18 protein-coding genes and 1 riboswitch are annotated in these 17,178 nt (G+C 35.6%); of the genes, 9 read left to right on the top strand and 9 right to left on the bottom strand.

Annotation, left to right across the window (positions count from 1 at the left end; genetic code table 11):
• Positions 1–5 precede the first annotated feature (5 nt).
• On the top strand, positions 6–509 hold the full coding sequence (locus AC3WRL_RS06255) for a hypothetical protein (RefSeq protein WP_261510284.1): 504 nt from the start codon (positions 6–8) through the stop codon (positions 507–509).
• Positions 510–581: 72 nt separating this feature from the next.
• A complete protein-coding gene (gene serS, locus AC3WRL_RS06250; protein WP_261510283.1) occupies positions 582–1,850 on the top strand; it encodes a serine--tRNA ligase in 1,269 nt (422 codons plus the stop codon).
• A 40-nt stretch (positions 1,851–1,890) separates the two neighbouring features.
• On the opposite strand, the gene AC3WRL_RS06245 is transcribed toward serS, so the two are convergent.
• The 9 genes from AC3WRL_RS06245 to AC3WRL_RS06205 all read right to left on the bottom strand — a co-directional run bounded on the left by AC3WRL_RS06245 (position 1,891) and on the right by AC3WRL_RS06205 (position 11,554).
• Positions 1,891–2,628 (bottom strand): hypothetical protein, encoded by a 738-nt coding sequence (locus AC3WRL_RS06245; protein ID WP_492329947.1) that lies wholly within the window; start codon positions 2,626–2,628, stop codon positions 1,891–1,893.
• Positions 2,629–2,639: 11 nt separating this feature from the next.
• Positions 2,640–3,407 (bottom strand): sulfite exporter TauE/SafE family protein, encoded by a 768-nt coding sequence (locus AC3WRL_RS06240; RefSeq protein ID WP_261510280.1) that lies wholly within the window; start codon positions 3,405–3,407, stop codon positions 2,640–2,642.
• Complete coding sequence (locus AC3WRL_RS06235) at positions 3,398–3,850, bottom strand: FixH family protein (protein ID WP_492329946.1); 453 nt, start codon at positions 3,848–3,850, stop codon at positions 3,398–3,400. Before AC3WRL_RS06235 ends, AC3WRL_RS06240 begins: the two co-directional genes overlap by 10 nt.
• Before the next feature lie 70 nt (positions 3,851–3,920).
• On the bottom strand, positions 3,921–5,375 hold the full coding sequence (gene ccoG, locus AC3WRL_RS06230; RefSeq protein ID WP_492329945.1) for a cytochrome c oxidase accessory protein CcoG: 1,455 nt from the start codon (positions 5,373–5,375) through the stop codon (positions 3,921–3,923).
• A gap of 95 nt (positions 5,376–5,470) precedes the next feature.
• Entirely contained in the window at positions 5,471–6,352 is an 882-nt protein-coding gene (locus AC3WRL_RS06225) for a cbb3-type cytochrome c oxidase N-terminal domain-containing protein (RefSeq protein WP_261510276.1), read from the bottom strand.
• Between the two features lie 9 nt (positions 6,353–6,361).
• On the bottom strand, positions 6,362–6,559 hold the full coding sequence (locus tag AC3WRL_RS06220) for a cbb3-type cytochrome oxidase subunit 3 (RefSeq protein WP_089028120.1): 198 nt from the start codon (positions 6,557–6,559) through the stop codon (positions 6,362–6,364).
• 15 nt (positions 6,560–6,574) lie between these two features.
• Positions 6,575–8,836: a cytochrome-c oxidase, cbb3-type subunit I gene (gene ccoN / locus AC3WRL_RS06215; protein ID WP_261510274.1), complete on the bottom strand. Its 2,262-nt coding sequence runs from the start codon at positions 8,834–8,836 to the stop codon at positions 6,575–6,577.
• Between the two features lie 5 nt (positions 8,837–8,841).
• Positions 8,842–9,066, bottom strand: coding sequence for a cbb3-type cytochrome oxidase assembly protein CcoS (gene ccoS / locus AC3WRL_RS06210; protein WP_261510272.1), 225 nt, complete (start codon positions 9,064–9,066; stop codon positions 8,842–8,844).
• 109 nt (positions 9,067–9,175) lie between these two features.
• Complete coding sequence (locus AC3WRL_RS06205) at positions 9,176–11,554, bottom strand: heavy metal translocating P-type ATPase (RefSeq protein WP_492329944.1); 2,379 nt, start codon at positions 11,552–11,554, stop codon at positions 9,176–9,178.
• 90 nt (positions 11,555–11,644) lie between these two features.
• Here AC3WRL_RS06205 and AC3WRL_RS06200 point away from each other — a divergent pair, with 90 nt between their 5' ends.
• The 7 genes from AC3WRL_RS06200 (at position 11,645) to AC3WRL_RS06170 (ending at position 17,169) form a co-directional block, all read left to right on the top strand.
• The gene (locus AC3WRL_RS06200) at positions 11,645–12,358 is read left to right on the top strand and encodes a Crp/Fnr family transcriptional regulator (RefSeq protein WP_089028117.1); all 714 of its coding nucleotides are present in this window, start codon (positions 11,645–11,647) and stop codon (positions 12,356–12,358) included.
• Positions 12,359–12,418: 60 nt separating this feature from the next.
• Positions 12,419–13,234, top strand: a complete 816-nt coding sequence (gene panB / locus AC3WRL_RS06195) for a 3-methyl-2-oxobutanoate hydroxymethyltransferase (protein ID WP_261510269.1) — start codon at positions 12,419–12,421, stop codon at positions 13,232–13,234.
• On the top strand, positions 13,234–13,557 hold the full coding sequence (locus AC3WRL_RS06190; RefSeq protein WP_261510268.1) for a hypothetical protein: 324 nt from the start codon (positions 13,234–13,236) through the stop codon (positions 13,555–13,557). Before panB ends, AC3WRL_RS06190 begins: the two co-directional genes overlap by 1 nt.
• Positions 13,558–13,563: 6 nt before the next feature.
• Positions 13,564–14,244 carry an RluA family pseudouridine synthase gene (locus AC3WRL_RS06185; protein ID WP_261510266.1) on the top strand — a complete coding sequence of 227 codons (681 nt, stop codon included), beginning with the start codon at positions 13,564–13,566 and terminating at the stop codon, positions 14,242–14,244.
• Positions 14,245–14,373: 129 nt separating this feature from the next.
• Positions 14,374–14,471, top strand: a riboswitch (TPP riboswitch).
• Between the two features lie 65 nt (positions 14,472–14,536).
• Positions 14,537–14,743, top strand: coding sequence for a sulfur carrier protein ThiS (gene thiS / locus AC3WRL_RS06180; protein WP_492329943.1), 207 nt, complete (start codon positions 14,537–14,539; stop codon positions 14,741–14,743).
• A gap of 27 nt (positions 14,744–14,770) precedes the next feature.
• On the top strand, positions 14,771–16,582 hold the full coding sequence (gene thiC, locus AC3WRL_RS06175; RefSeq protein ID WP_492329942.1) for a phosphomethylpyrimidine synthase ThiC: 1,812 nt from the start codon (positions 14,771–14,773) through the stop codon (positions 16,580–16,582).
• Positions 16,579–17,169, top strand: coding sequence for a thiamine phosphate synthase (locus AC3WRL_RS06170; protein WP_492329941.1), 591 nt, complete (start codon positions 16,579–16,581; stop codon positions 17,167–17,169). The genes thiC and AC3WRL_RS06170 overlap by 4 nt, the downstream gene beginning before the upstream one ends.
• Positions 17,170–17,178 lie beyond the last annotated feature (9 nt).

Raw genomic sequence — 17,178 nt, 5'->3', positions numbered from 1 at the left:
TTGAAATGAGAAATGTAGTATTTGGAGTTCTAATTGTTTTATTTGCGCTTTTAAGTTGTAAGAGTGATGATGAAGATGTGCAAAGAATCGATCAGATTTTTAATCTGTATATGAAAAACAGTGCTGGACAGGATTTGCTTAATGCGAAAAAAGCAGGCTCTTATTCATCAATAGCGATGAATGATATAAATGGGGTGTCAGATATTGCACCCGTAAGTTTTGCATTAAAAGCAACAGCAGACTCTACTCTTTATATTGAATATATTGATGGAGCAAGAAGGCCGAAATTTGACTCTATCAGTCCGGCAGATAGAACCTATGAATCCCGAATAACATTAACACTTACAAAAAAGCTTACTGAAACTACTAATGAAGTAACTAATGATATATTGAGAATACAGTATCACTGGACACCTTCTGTATTTGAAGTCTCCAAAGTATTTTATAATGACGAGCTGAAGTTTACGAAGAAGCCCGGTTTACCAAATGTTGTTACGATCGTAAAATAATTTTAAATTTGCAAAACTGTTAACCTGGATGATCTAGTGTTTAACATTCTAATAAACTAACATCTAAATAAAATGTTACAAGTCAATTTTTTACGCGAAAACAAAGAACGCGTTTTAGAAGGTCTGAAAAAAAGACAATTCAAAAATCTTGAGTTGGTAGACGATGCTATTGCTACCGATGATGACAGGAAAAAAATCCAGTTTGAATTAGATTCTCAACTTTCGGAAATCAATAAAATATCCAAGGAAATTGGACTTTTAATGAAGGAAGGAAAAAAAGATGAAGCAGAATCGGCAAAATCTAAAACAGCACAGTATAAAGAATCGAGTAAAGAATTACAATCACAGTTGGATGTGAAGGAAAAAACTTTATTAGATATTCTATATCAGCTTCCTAATATTCCTAATGAAATTGTAAAAAGTGGAATTTCTGCAGAAGATAATGAGATCATCTATCAGTCACATGACGTTGAAGGTCTTGGAGAAGGTGCAATTCCACATTGGGAACTGGCTAAAAAATATAACCTTATTGATTTTGAATTAGGTGTAAAAATCGCCGGTGCAGGTTTTCCTGTGTATTTAGGTAAAGGAGCAAGAATGCAAAGAGCATTGGTTCAGTATTTCCTTGATAAGAATGTGGATGCTGGATATATGGAGGTCAATCCACCTCACGTGGTGAATGAAGCTTCAGGATATGGAACAGGACAATTACCTGATAAAGAGGGGCAGATGTACTACATTGCTGCAGATGATCTATATTTAATTCCTACAGCAGAAGTTCCTGTAACGAATTTGTACCGTGATGTTTTATTGGATGAAAAAGATCTTCCAATTAAAAATACTGCTTTTTCTCAATGTTACAGAAGAGAGGCAGGAAGCTATGGTGCACATGTAAGAGGATTGAACCGACTTCATCAGTTTGAAAAAGTGGAAATTGTAAGAATTGAGAAGCCTGAAAATTCTTATGCTGTTCTGGAAGAAATGGTAGAACATATCAAAGAAATACTTACAGACCTTGAGCTTCCTTACAGGGTATTAAGACTTTGTGGTGGAGATACAGGATTTGCGGCAGCAATGACGTATGATTTTGAAGTATGGAGTGCAGCACAGGAAAAGTGGTTGGAGGTGAGTTCAGTTTCTAACTTTGAAACATTTCAGGCAAACCGTTTGAAGTGTCGTTATAAGACAGAAGGGAAATCCCAGTTGGTTCATACCTTAAATGGATCTGCAATGGCTCTACCAAGAATTATGGCTGCATTGCTTGAAAACAATCAGACAGAAGAGGGTATTAAACTTCCCAAGAAAGTTGCTGAATATGCAAAATTTGAGTTAATCAGCTAATTTATAAAGTAAACCACCGAAATTTCGGTGGTTTTTATTTTTATTCTGTTGTTATAATTACTTTTTTATCAGAATGTTTAAGTTTAGAATCCTTATCATACAAGGCCTTGATATCGTATTCCAATCGTACGGAATGATCATCGATCTGTTTCAGCCAGTCATGTTTTCCTGTGATTGATTTTATTTTATTTTCAAATTTTAAGGTTGTTCCAATCTGTTTAAAAAGCATTGGAACTATTCCTTCTGTAGATAGTGCTTCTTCTTTTGAAGTTTTAGAGCGAAGCGCATCCTCAATGTTTTTAAGATTGAAATCGTCTGTATTTATGGTTAGCGTTTTACCATCCCAATTATTGTATATATTTTGATCAATGGGAAGTTTTTCTCCCTTTGTTAAGCCATCTAATGAATTAAGATCTGATTTTGTGAAGTGATCTAATTTTAAAGAAAACCCGGAATATTCATTATTTTCCTTATTAGATTTCATGAAAATCTTCTTCATAACTTTTATAGAATCTGGATCTTTGGTTTTTAATGTGCCTTCTTTCTTATCAAGGTCATACATACTTGTCCAGGTAGTTGGCATTTTATCCATTTCACCAAATTCCTTTTTATTTAATGAATCTGGGGTCATTGCTTTCATCTCTGCCATAAATTCTTTTACATCGATATCCATAATCGTTGACGAAGCAGCATCTTTATGATATATTATTTCAGAATTGATTGTACAAGACTGTAGCGTCAGAAGGCTTAAAATTAATAAGAAGAATATTTTTTTCATGGTATAGTTTATTAGTGGCAATTGACTGAACTGTGATTATGAGTGCTATGATCCCCTGGCAAATGGCAATCGCCTTGATTATCTTTAGAAATAGTCATTGCCTCTGATCTTGGAGAAATGTAAGGAATCCCTAACTCCAAACCTCTTATAATAAACAAACCTCCTAAAATAATCATGATAACAGGAATAGCTTTCAATACTTTTACTCTGAAAGCCTGATTCATTAGATTCCCGACAAGAACCACAGCAAACATGAATGGAAGTGTTCCAAGACCAAATAAGGCCATATATGAAGCTCCCTGCCATATTCCTCCGCTTGCCAGGCTCGCGGTAAGGGCCATATAGACCATCCCACATGGTAAAAAACCATTAAGAATACCTGTTGTAAACCTTGATCGGTAATCTGCTTTTTGAAGAAGTCTTCCTAAATTTGATTTTACAGAATACAGAAATTTTGAAAAGAAAGGAATTCTTGAAGCAAAATCTTTTCCTCCAAAAGAAAACACTGCCATTATAATTAACAAAACTCCCACTGCAATCGTTAAGTACTGTTGAAAGCCTGCCATTTCAAAGCCTTGCCCAATGATACCTAAAATCCCACCTAAAAGAGAATAAGTAAAAATCCTTCCAAACTGATAAGTAAGATTTTGAAGGTAGAAATTTGTAGCTTGTTTTTTTGTTAATCCCATCGATAATGCAATAGGACCACACATTCCGATACAGTGAAAACCGGAAGCAAAGCCTAAACCAATTGCCGATAAAATAAGTGCTATTTCCATATCACATCATAATCCATTCTGTAGTTGATTTTGTCCTTAGTCCACATCAATCGTAAAGTGTAACCTCCGGTTTTCAATACCTTTGATGGTACTAAAAATGATTGATTTGCATCCAGCTGTTCAGATCTTTTAATATCTAAATTCTGGTCGTCAGTTCTATTTAAAACAAACTTTACAGTTGTATTCGAATTGTTATAATCTTTTGGGAATACTATTTTTATTCCATTTGTATCCTGGCTGTATACAGGTTTTTCCTGTAGCCCATCTGCTCTTTTTTTAGCATCTATTACATCCTGGTATTGTAGTTCTTCTTCGTAATAATTATCAGTTACCATTTCTGAGTTCTTTTGTCCGTTTGGAAAAAGAAACAACATTGATAAAATGAAAATGATAAATGCCGCTAATGCAATTACAACACCATGTCCCCAACTAAAGTTTTTCATTTTTTCCGGATTTTTTTGTCTTTATATAAGTTATCGGGAACCTTTAGGATTTTGAACAGGTTCCTGAAATTTAAAATTGTAATTTAAATGGACCTTCGAAATAAGTTTTGTAAGAATCTACCAACTTTCCTTTCATATCGTAGACTCCTATCGTAATATTTTGTTTCGATAATTTCATGGCATCTTCAGGAAAACTGATGTTGATTGTTCCTTTTGAGATCTTATCTCTCTCAACAGTAATTTTGCTCGATGCACTATAGATGATTTCTCCTTTAGCAGGTTCAATCACTTTAATGGTTACGATTTTCTTGTCGTTTGTCTTATTTAAGAAGGTGTAATTATAGGTATTGGTGATCTTACCATCTCTTACAAAGAATGTACTTCCTGCGGGTTTAATGAATTTTGCTTCCATTTCACCACGATTATAAAGAAGGTATCCTAAGAAACCAACCAATAAAGCAAGAACAACAGCGAAGCCTTTCATTCTTCCTGTAAACTTGAATTCTGTTTGGTTTTCAATTTCATTTTCTGAAGCATAACGGACCAAGCCTTTTGGAAGGCCTACTTTTTCCATTACTTCATCGCAGGCATCAATACATGCAGTACAGTTTATACATTCCAATTGCTGTCCGTCTCTGATATCAATTCCTGTAGGACAAACAACAACGCATTGATGGCAGTCGATACAGTCTCCTTTTCCCGCCGCTTTTCTATCTTCACCCTTTCTCCATTTTGAACGGTTTTCACCACGATTGAAATCGTAGAATACGTTGATTGTATCTTTATCGATTAAAACCCCCTGTAGTCTTCCATATGGACATACCAACGTACATACCTGCTCTCTAAACCATGCAAATACAAAGTAGAATGCGCCTGTTAAAAGGATCATTACTATAAAGTTGGTTGGATGGGTAAATGGTCCTTCAGAAACAATTTTAAATACCTCTTTATAGCCCACAATATACATGAACATAAAATGAGTGATGATCAAAGAAATAACGATATAAACAGACCATTTTAAACTCCTTTTCCAGATTTTCTCAGTATTCCAAGGTTGCCTATCCAACTTCATTTGTCTATTTCTGTCACCTTCAATTATAAATTCTATTTTACGAAATATCGATTCCATAAAAATTGTCTGAGGACATATCCACCCGCAGAAAATTCTTCCGAATGCAATCGTAAAAATAATAATGAATATCAAAGATGCTATAGCACCCAGAGTCAGGATAAAAAAGTCTTGTGGATAGAAGGGTTGTCCAAAGATGAAAAACTCTCTATCAATAACGTTGAATAAAAAGAAAGGATTACCATTGATTTTTAAAAAAGGAACGGCAAAATAGATCAGTAATAAAGTATAACTTACAATGTTTCTATAGTTTGTGTATTTACCTTTCGGCTTTCTTGGGAACACCCATCTTCTCTTTCCGGATTGCTCCATAGTCCCTATAGAATCTCTGTAAGTCTCAGGGTCCAGAACCTGTCCCTGTCCGCCGCGTACTTCTATTTCTTCTATGTCTGACATTTTGTAATATATTTAAAAAAAGAAAAGCATAATTAGTTACTATTTTTTTTCTAATAACAAATTATGCTTTTCATATGTTTTAATTTTTTTTGAAATTATTCTTTTTCCCAATGAGCTTCTGTCCCTTGAGGAGCAGCTCCACCTTGAGCAGTTGTAATTGGAGGTTGTTCCTGATTGATGTGATATACAAAAGCTGCAATCTTTTCAATCTCTGCACCGGAAACTTCTCCGTTCTTACCAAATGGTCTCATTGCAGGGTTAGTAGGAGAACCATTCCAGTCCATATGGAAAACATTCTTAAATAAAGTTTTCTCCGGCTGGTTGATCCAGTAATTATCCGTTAAGTTCGGACCAATACCTCCTCTTCCGTCTTCACCGTGGCAAGATGCACAGTTTGTTTTGAAAAGCTCCTTACCTTCTGCAATATTATCAGCTGAATATTTTGCTGTTTCTATAGTTACAGGAGGTTGACTTTTTTCATATTCTGCAATACTCGCAATCTGCTCTTTATATTCTTTCTCATACTCGCTTAAAGGATGAGCGAAATCTGTGAAAGAGTATGCACATATATAAACAATACAAAAAGCAGTCCCAAAATAAAACAAACCTACCCACCATTTTGGTAACTGGTTATCCAATTCCATAATACCATCGAAACCGTGGTCGATAAGGATATCTTTTTCTTCAGTAACAGATTGCTTTTTGAATGCGCTGTCATACATTCTTCTTAAGAAAGGAATCTTTTTCTCATTTAAATACACAGCTTTTTCTTCTGGAGATAATTTCTTGAACTTATTGTTCTCAATTAAATCTCCAATAGAGCTATGAATATAAGCTAAGATAGCACTTATCACAACAGTTCCCCAGAAGTATGGTGAAGCTAAAAACGAATAGCTTTGTACAAATAAATAATAAAAAACTATTAAAAGTCCAATTATTATTAAAATGTTTACAACAACCGGTGTTCTTTGTTTCATAATAAATATTTAATTTTTTAAATTAAAGTCGTCTTCATCATCCTGCAGAGGAGCCTCTTCTTCTTCTTTGTAATATTTTTTAGGCCTGCTAAAAACATAAATTACCAAAGCTACGAAGAACAGCATAAAGAAAATCAGAGCCAGCGTCTGGTAAAAACCAGCGTTTTCTGTATTGGATAATATATCTTTAAAGTTCTGAGGAATCATTGAGCCTTAATGTTTTTAGTTATTACTTGCTGTTTTTATTTCTGTTGTTTTGATATCAGTACCTAATCTTTGTAAGTAAGAGATAAGAGCTACAACCTCTTTTTTCTCCAATTCACCTTTAGGTCTCTTAGCATAAGCCACTTTTAAGTCATTCGCTTCAGAGAAGATATCTTTTACGATTTTCGCAGCCTGGTTGTCTGCCCATTTATTTGCAGAGTCTATCTGAGGCTTTGTATATGGCACATCGAAAGTATTTTTCATCAGTAACATTTTATCAACCATTTTAGATCTGTCTAAATTTGTAGCAATTAACCAAGGGTAACGAGGCATAATAGAACCTGCAGATGTTGATCTTGGGTTATACATATGCTTATAGTGCCAAGAACTTGGGTTTTTACCTCCTTCTCTATGTAAATCCGGTCCTGTTCTTTTTGATCCCCATAAGAATGGTCTGTCATAGATGAACTCTCCCGCTTTTGAGTATTGTCCGTTTTTACCGTTGAATCTTACGATCTCGTCTCTGAATGGTCTTACCATCTGAGAGTGACAAGCGTTACATCCTTCACGGATATAAATATCTCTACCTTCTAATTCTAATGGTGAATAAGGTTTCACTGCTGAAATAGTCGGTACACTTTTCTTAAGAGATAGTGTTGGGATAATTTCAACTGAACTACCAATAGAAATCGTTAAGAAAGATAAAATACCTAATAATATTGGAGTTCTTTCCAGCCATAGGTGAGTTCCTTCTCCTTCTTTTCTGTTTTTGCTGATATTAGCTAAAGCAGGTGCTTCTGCCGGAACCTCTTTTTGGAAAGATCCTTTTCTTACCGTTGCAACAACGTTTACAATCATTAAGATTGCTCCTGAGATATAGAATAATCCTCCTACAAATCTCATTTTAAAGTAAGGAATAATTGCAGTTACAGTATCCAACCAGTTTTTCCACAATAGTGTTCCATCCGGGTTGAATTGTTTCCACATCAATCCTTGAGTAAATCCTGAAATATACATTGGTACTGCATAGAAGATAATTCCTAAAGTACCTAACCAGAAATGCCAGTTAGCTAATTTTACAGACCATATTTTTGTTCTCCACAAAATCGGTACTAAATAATAGATTACCCCGAATGCCATGAAGCCATTCCATCCAAGTGCACCTAAATGTACGTGACCAATAACCCAGTCAGTAAAGTGTCCAATTTTGTTAATGTTTTTAGTCGCTAAAAGTGGTCCTTCAAAAGTGGCCATACCATAACATGTAACAGCGACTACGAAGAACTTAAGAATAGGATTTTCTCTTACTTTATCCCATGCCCCTCTTAACGTAAGAAGACCATTTAGCATACCTCCCCAAGATGGAGCGATAAGCATGATAGAGAAACCTGTTCCCACTGCCTGAGCCCATGCAGGAAGTGCAGTATACTGAAGGTGGTGAGGACCAGCCCAGATATATACGAAAATTAATGACCAGAAGTGAATAATAGACAGTTTATATGAAAAAACTGGTCTGTCTGCAGCTTTTGGTAAGAAGTAATACATCAAACCTAAAACCGGAGTTGTCAATACGAATGCAACCGCATTGTGGCCATACCACCATTGTACGATAGCATCTTTTACCCCAGCATATGCTGAATATGATTTCCATCCTGTGAAAGATAATGGAACTTCTAAGTTGTTAAAAATGTGAAGCATTGCTACTGCGATCCAAGTACCAATATAGAACCAGATAGCTACATAAAGGTGTCTTACCCTTCTCTTAGCAATAGTTAAGAACATGTTGGCACCGAAAATGATCCACGAGAAAGCAATTAAAATATCGATTGGCCATTCATGTTCAGCGTATTCTTTTGAGGTATTAATACCCATAAAGAATGTGATGAACGTAGCAACAATCATAAATTGCCAAGTCCAGAAATGTATCCAAGATAACGTATCACTGTACATTCTTGCTTTCAATAATCTCTGTAGAGAGTAATAAATACCGGTATAAACGATATTACATACGAACGCCCAGATTACAGTGTTGGTGTGCAGCATTCTGATTCTACCAAAACCAAATGCACCATGAGTATTAATTAGCCCTTGAATATTACCACTCTTTAAACTCTGAATGGTAGTATCATCAGTACCAAATAAAAATTCAGGAAGCTCTGGGTAGAAAAGCATTAAGGCTGCGGTAAGCCCGAACGTAAACCCTATAAGCCCAAAAACTATGGTCGCATAAAGAAATGCCCGAACAATACTGTTGTCATAACTAAACTTTTGTGTCTCCATATCAACTATTCACTTTTTTCTTCAATTTTATTATTTTCTCCTTTTTCTTTCTCGTCTGTTTTGTTGCCGTCTTCCTTTTTCTCCTTTATTTCACCAGAGTCATAAAGAATTCGCACAGCAGGGGACTCATCATCCTCAAACTGTCCTTTTCGGGCGTTTACTATAAAAACGACCAAGAAAATTGCAGCCAAAGAAACACTGCATAGGATCATTAAATATAGAATATCCATTTGACAACAAAATTAACCTATTTTCGGGGTTCAAATTTAGTGAAAAATAATGACATTCATCACGAAATACCGATTCTTGCTAATTTAAAATCAGTCTAAATAAGGGCTTCTACGCCTCTTTGGTAAAGTATTTTCGTCCCAGGATCCAGGTTGAAATTGTAGTGAATGCAACTACGGTAATAGAACTTATTGGCATGATTATCGCTGCAAAGAGCGGATGCATATGGCCTGTAACTGCGTAACTTAAACCTACGATATTATACAGGAAACTGATTATGAATGTCATTTTCACAATGGTAATAGAGCCTTTGCAAACATTGAGATATCTGTCAAGGGTTACGACTTTGTCGCCATTCATGATCACATCTGATGATGGAGTAAATGTATTCGTATCATCAGCAATTGCAATTCCCACGTTGCTTTGTTTTAATGCTCCTGCGTCATTTAAGCCGTCTCCAAGCATTGCAACTTTATGGTTTTTGTCCTGCAGTTCTTTAATATAATTAAGTTTGTCTTCGGGGCTCTGGTTGAAAGCCATCGCTTGGCAAGTAGGAATGATTTCTTTTAATTGGCTTTCCTCAGAAGAATTATCTCCGCTTAATATGAAGATCTTGTAGTTGGTAAGGATTTTAAACAGATTTTTAAGCTGCCCTCTGTATTCATTCTTGAAAATGAATTTACCAAGGAATTCATCGTTTTTGCTTATATAAACCGCTGTTTCAAGATTTTTAGATTCTTGATTATTATATCTGGCAGACCCTATTTTATAGCTGCTTCCTCTTACGTTGGCTTTGTAGCCTTTTCCAGAAATCTCCTCGAATTGGTCAACCGGGAAATAATCATCATTAACATCAATGTATTCGTATAATGATTTAGAAAGAGGGTGGTTTGAATTTTTCAACAAAGTTTTGATATTCAATAGGTCAAAATCTGAAATTTCTAAACCATCATATTTGATATTGGTCTTTTTTCTGTGTGTAATTGTTCCTGTTTTGTCAAATACAAGGGTGTCAATTTTTGCAATTTTCTCTATTGTTAAAGTATCTTTTACATAAAACTTGTTTCGACCTAAAATCCGCATGATGTGTCCAAAAGTAAATGGTGCCGAAAGAGCAAGCGCACAAGGGCAGGCAATAATTAAAATAGCAGAAACAACCTGGAACATTTTTTCCAGATCAATGAAGGACCAATAGATTCCTGAAGCTAAAGCAATGCCCAATATGATGAAAGTGAAGTATTTGCTTATGTTGTTGGTAAGGGTGTCCAGTCCGGTTTCGTATTTTTTGAATGCTTCTTTATTCCAAAGTTGTGTCAGGTAACTTTGATCCACATTTTTTATCACTTCAAGTTCAAGAGAAGAGCCGATTTGTTTTCCGCCTGCAAAAATTTTATCTCCAGGCTGCTTGCTTATGCTTTCACTTTCTCCTGTAATAAAGCTGTTGTCGATATTGCCTTCGCCATTAATTAAAATAGCATCTACCGGAATGATTTCCTGATTTCTAACTAAAATTCTATCACCCACTTTGACTTCAGAAAGTAAGATATTATCTTGTTTTCCATTAAAATCAACTTTAGTAACAGCAATAGGATAAAATGATTTATAGTCGCGATCGTAGGAAAGAGCACTGTAGGTTCTTTTTTGGAAGGTTTTCCCTAAAAGCATGAAGAATAGCAGTCCACATAAAGTGTCGAAATAGCCAGGCCCATAATTCGTTGTCACTTCGTAGACGCTTCTTCCGAAAAGAACGAAAATACCTAAGACAATTGGAACATCAATATTAACGATTTTGTTTTTCAGTCCATACCAGGCAGATTTGTAATAATCTGAAGCTGAGTAAAAGACCACCGGAATAGCAAGTAAAAACATTAAAGTTCTGAAAAGACCCTTATAGTGCTGCATCCAGAAATCTTCGCCGCCAATATATTCAGGGAAGGCCAAGAACATTCCGTTACCAAATGCAAAACCAGCAATAGCCAATTTAACTAGAAGTGATTTGTCAAGATGATCAACATTCTTCTCTGCTGTTTCAAGGCTGATGACTGGTTTATATCCAAGATTAGTTAGGAATTTAGCTAATTCGCTTAATTTTAAATCATTATGATTAAATGAAACCTGTAAGGTTTTTCTTGTAAAATTAACCTGAGAATATTTAATGCCGTCATTTAGCGTATGGAGACTTTCTAAAAGCCAGATACAAGAAGAACAATGTATCACCGGAACTTTGAATGTTACCAGACTTGTACTCCCTTCCGAAAAGTCAGTTACCTTTTCAAAAATTTCAGGAGTATCTAAATAATCGAATTGAGAAGAATTTTCATCACTGGGACGAATTCCTGCTCTTTTATTCAATTCGTAAAAATTACTTAGATTGTTGGTATTCAGAATTTCGTAGACCGATCTGCAACCATTGCAACAAAAAGTTTGTTCATCAAAAAGAATTCTTTCTTTTTCTATGCCTTGACCACAATGAAAACAGTTCTCGCTCACCTCCATAAATTATTGAGGTACAAAATTATAACAAATTTTTTTGTTTATCGAGTTAAAATGTTCTATTTTTGTGATAAATGTCATATTAAAATGTCGCAGGAACAACAGATTGCAATTGAAGAGAGGTTCGCCAGAGTTTTTAATGATAAATCCTTTAAGGAAAGACTTTCAAGCGCAGATTTTGAAAAATATATTAGCACGAAAAAGAAATTAAATTTTCAAAAACACGACACTATTTTTGAAGATGGTGAAACTCCAAAAGGAGTTTACTTTTTAGAAAATGGTGCAGCTAAACTTTCTAAATCCGGAGCTTTTGGAAAAGATCAGATTTTAAGATTTATTAAAGAAGGCGATATCATTGGTTACCGATCTTTACTTTGTGGAGAAAATTTTCAGGCTAAAGCTGAAGCAATGACTGATATTGAATGTACTTTTCTACCTGCTGATGTATTTATGTATCTTTTGGAAGTAGATTCTCAATTATCATTCGTAATGCTTCAGAAAATTGCTTATGAACTGGGTGAGTCTTCAAACACCATTACATTCCTTGCTCAAAAAACGGTTAGAGAAAGATTAGCTGAAATTTTATTACTTCTGGAGCAGAAGTTAGGTGTTGATCCGGAAGGATTTATTAAAATTTCTTTAACAAGAGAAGAGATTGCTAATATCATAGGTACAGCTACCGAGAGTGCTATTCGTTTGATCTCCGAATTTAAACAGGATGATCTCATAGAAGTTGATGGTAGAAATATCAAGATCCTCAATCACGACAAACTAATGAAACTAGGTCACGTAGTTTTATAAATCATACAAAATTTAAGTCGGCGGAAGCCGACTTTTTAACTTTTAAAAAATAGATACATTATGTCTGTTCATTCTGAAATAAAAAAAGTTACAACTGAAACCTTGCGTAAGATGAAATTCGACAAGGAAAAGATAACAATGCTTACTGCATATGATTTTACTACTGCGAAGATGGTAGATGCCGGAGGAGTTGATGCTATTTTGATAGGAGATTCTGCTGCCAATGTAATGGCAGGTTTTGAAACAACATTACCAATTACTTTAGATCAGATGATCTATCATGCTCAAAGTGTTGTTCGTGGAGTAGACAGAGCACTTGTCATTGCGGATTTGCCATTTGGCTCTTATCAGAGTAATCCTGAAAAAGCATTAGAGTCTGCAGTTAGAATGATGAAAGAAGGAGGTGCTCACGCTGTGAAAATTGAAGGTGGTAAGGAGATTTCAAAATCTATCAAAAAAATTGTTAATGCAGGAATTCCTGTAATGGGGCATTTAGGATTAACACCACAGTCAATTTACAAATTCGGAACTTATAAAGTAAGAGCAAAAGATGAGGCGGAAGCTGAAAAATTGATCAGTGATGCGCAACTTTTGGAAGAATTAGGCTGTTTCTCTATTGTTTTGGAAAAAATTCCGGCAGATTTAGCTAAAAAGGTATCCGAAAGTATTTCTATTCCGACAATCGGAATTGGAGCAGGTCCTGATTGTGATGGGCAGGTTTTAGTTTATCATGATATGGTTGGAATGAATCAGGGATTTAGTCCAAAGTTTTTAAGGAGATACCTTGACCTTTACACTGAAATTACAGGTGCGGTTGCACAATATGTAAAAGATGTGAAAGCTGTGGAATTTCCGAACGAAAAAGAAAGTTATTAATGAGAAATAATCAACAGGCTATACAGGGAATTATTTCCGTTATCGCTTTAATTTGTCTGGCAACAGGATGGTTTAAATTCTTTTCACCGGAAATTAATGATATTCTTTCAAGAAGGGTATTTTATATTTTAATAGGAATAAGTTTTGCTGTTCAGGCACCTTTTCTATCCAATAGAAATTTTGTCTATCCAATGTATGCAGCAGCAGGTCTTTGTATTGTAGGGGCATTTTTGCCATTAGAATCAAGATTAGCAGGAATGAAAACACTTGGACTTCTTGGAGGGATCATTCTTTCTTTATCCAATAGAAGACAGACTAACTAAATTAAAATGGAGGAGCAGATTGCTTATGAAGACAACCATCTTTTGGTTGTAAATAAAAAAGTTGGTCAGCTTGTACAGGGTGACAAGACTGGTGATGAATCGTTATTAGAATCAATCAAGAATTTTATAAAGAAAAGAGATGCTAAACCGGGAAATGTTTTTCTCGGTTTGGTTCATCGTATAGACCGACCAACTTCAGGTTTGGTTATCTACGCAAAAACGTCAAAGGCTCTTACCCGTCTTACTCAGATGGTAAAGAACAGGGAAATTGAAAAAACGTATTGGGCTGTAGTCCCTAAAGAAATGATTCCGCATAGTCAAAAGCTGATTCATTATTTAAAGAAAAACGAAAAAAATAATAAAGCAATTGTTTTTCCAAAAGCGACAGAAGGAGCTAAAGAAGCGATCTTAACTTATAATGTCATTAAAAGTCTGGAAAATTATATGTTGCTTCAAATTGATTTGGAAACTGGAAGGCATCATCAGATCCGTGCACAATTATCAAAAATTGGAATTCCCATCAAAGGAGATTTAAAATATGGTGCACCACGATCTAATCCTGATGGAGGTATTAATCTTCATGCAAGAATGTTAAAATTTATCCATCCTGTCACAAAAGAAGAGATTGAAATTGTAGCTTCTGTTCCACAAAATGATGCCATCTGGAGAGCTTGTGAAGAAATATAAATCAATACGATCTTTTTATAAGATTAAAAAGAATTAAAAAAGTCTGTTTCATTTTGAAGACAGACTTTTTTATTTGCTTTAATAATAAAGCTGAAGTTTTGCTCATTTTGAAAAAATAACTATCTTCGCTCCATACTTTAGGGGTGTCTGCTTACAAACAGACTGAGACTTTACCCTTTGAACCTGATCTGGATCATACCAGCGTAGGGAAAAGTGAGATGACTTTTTGTTGTACATTCTATTGTACAATTATAGCCATTCCTAAAGTGATTTGTTTAACAAAAACCTTGGAATGGAACTTATAATCAATCACACACGGAAAATTTTCAATATCCCCCCGGAAAACCTGGAGGCATTGATGGCTTTGGAGGCTCCCGGCCGAAAGAAAGGAATTGCTGTAGCATTAAATAACAGTATCATTCCCATTTCATCCTGGCAGAATACTTTACTGCAGGATCAAGATTCAATTTTAATTATCACTGCCACACAGGGCGGTTAATATTCATAATAACAATATCCCAAACTTATGGCACATTCTATTACATGTTCACCATTTCCCAATTCTAAAAAAATATATGTGGAAGGACAGATCCATCCCATTAATGTGGCAATGCGTGAAATTCATCTAAGTCCCACAAAACTTAGTAAAGGAGGACTTGAACATAATCCTCCCGTAACAGTTTATGATACATCGGGCCCTTATACTGATGAAAATGCAGAAATCGATATTTTAAAAGGCCTTCCAAGAATAAGGGAGCAATGGATTTTAGATAGACGAGATGTGGAAATATTGCACGGAATATCATCAGAATACGGAAAGGCACGTTTGGCCGATCCAAAGCTCGATGAGTTGCGTTTTTCTTACAATCATAAACCTAAAGTTGCTTTAGAAGGAAAAGAAGTTACCCAATTGTATTATGCTAAACAGGGAGTCATCACTCCTGAGATGGAGTATATTGCTATCAGGGAAAACCAAAGAATAGAACAGCTTGATTTTGTCTCTAAAGAAATGGCTTCTCAGCATCCAGGAAATAACTTTGGAGCCAGAACTCCCAAAAATAAAATTACCCCTGAATTTGTAAGAGATGAAATCGCAGCCGGAAGGGCGATCATTCCCAATAACATCAACCATCCTGAAAGTGAACCGATGATTATCGGAAGGAACTTTTTGGTGAAAATAAATGCTAATATTGGAAACAGTGCTGTTTCATCCAGTATTGAAGAAGAAGTTGAAAAAGCCGTTTGGGCTTGCAGATGGGGTGCGGATACCATTATGGATTTATCCACAGGAAAAAATATTCATGAAACCAGAGAGTGGATCATCAGAAACAGCCCGGTACCCATTGGAACAGTTCCCATTTATCAGGCACTGGAAAAAGTGAAAGGTGTTCCTGAAGATCTTACCTGGGAAGTATTTAAAGATACACTTATAGAACAGGCAGAACAGGGAGTTTCCTACTTTACCATTCACGCTGGAGTTTTATTAAGATACATTCATCTTACCGTGAATAGAGTGACGGGAATTGTTTCGCGAGGTGGTTCAATTATGGCAAAATGGTGTCTTTTCCATCATAAAGAAAACTTCTTATATACTCATTTTGAAGAGATCTGTGAGATCATGAAAAAATATGATGTTGCATTTTCTCTTGGCGACGGATTACGTCCGGGCTCAATTGCAGATGCTAATGACGAGGCACAGTTTGCTGAATTGGAAACTTTAGGAGAGCTTACAAAAATTGCCTTGAAACATAATGTGCAGGTGATGATTGAAGGCCCTGGCCATGTACCAATGCATATGATCAAAGAGAATATGGATAAGCAATTGGAAGAATGTCACGAGGCTCCATTTTATACTCTGGGTCCATTAACTACAGATATTGCGCCAGGTTATGATCATATTACTTCGGGAATCGGAGCGGCAATGATCGGATGGTTTGGATGTGCAATGTTATGTTATGTTACTCCAAAAGAACATTTGGGACTTCCGAATAAAAAAGACGTAAAAGACGGAGTTATTACATATAAGTTGGCAGCACATGCTGCAGATCTGGCAAAAGGTCATCCTGGTTCTCAGTATAGAGATAACGCTTTAAGTAAAGCGAGATTCGAATTCAGGTGGGAAGATCAATTCAATCTCTCGTTAGATCCGGAAACGGCAAAAGCTTATCACGACGAAACACTACCCGCAGAAGGAGCGAAGATTGCCCATTTCTGTTCTATGTGTGGACCAAAATTCTGTTCTATGAAAATTACTCAGGAAATCCGGGAATCAGCAGAAATGGGAATGTTGGTGAAATCACAGGAGTTTATTGAGAGTGGAAAGGAGATCTATTTATGATCATTGTAATAAGCTCTGAAGAAACAATTTCTAATGAAGCTAAGGTTGTAAATCAATTATTTCTGGAGGGATTGGACTTATTTCATGTAAGGAAACCTTTCCTCAATGATCATGAAATGAAAGGTTTCTTAAACCAAATTAATGAATCTTTTTGGCCTCAATTGGTTTTACACAGCCATTTTGAACTTGCTAAAGAATATGGCATTTCCCGACTTCATTTCCGGGAATCTGATCGGATTAATGGCTCATATCAAATGTACGTTAAAGAAAATATGATCTCTACTTCAGTACATGGTATTGATACTTTTAATGCACTTGGACAAGAGTGGGAATATGCTTTCGTCAGCCCCTTCTTTCCAAGTATCTCTAAAAGAGGATATGGAAATGAGACCACCATTCTGGAAGATAGTAAAGCAAGTGATAATCCAAATGTAAAGTTGGTTGCTTTAGGCGGGATTACTGATGAAAATATGAAAGAAGCACTTAGAGCAGGAGCTGATGGGGTTGCTTTATTAGGAGCTATATGGCAAAGTGAAAACCCACTTGATATATTTCAAAGGTGTAGAGAAAATAAAATGAATTATTGAAAACTGGTC

The sequence above is a fragment of the Chryseobacterium sp. FW101-FHT12H09 genome, from assembly GCF_058790395.1.
The sequence above is the reverse complement of the archived record's forward strand: the minus strand, read 5'-3'. Positions and strand labels throughout refer to the sequence as shown.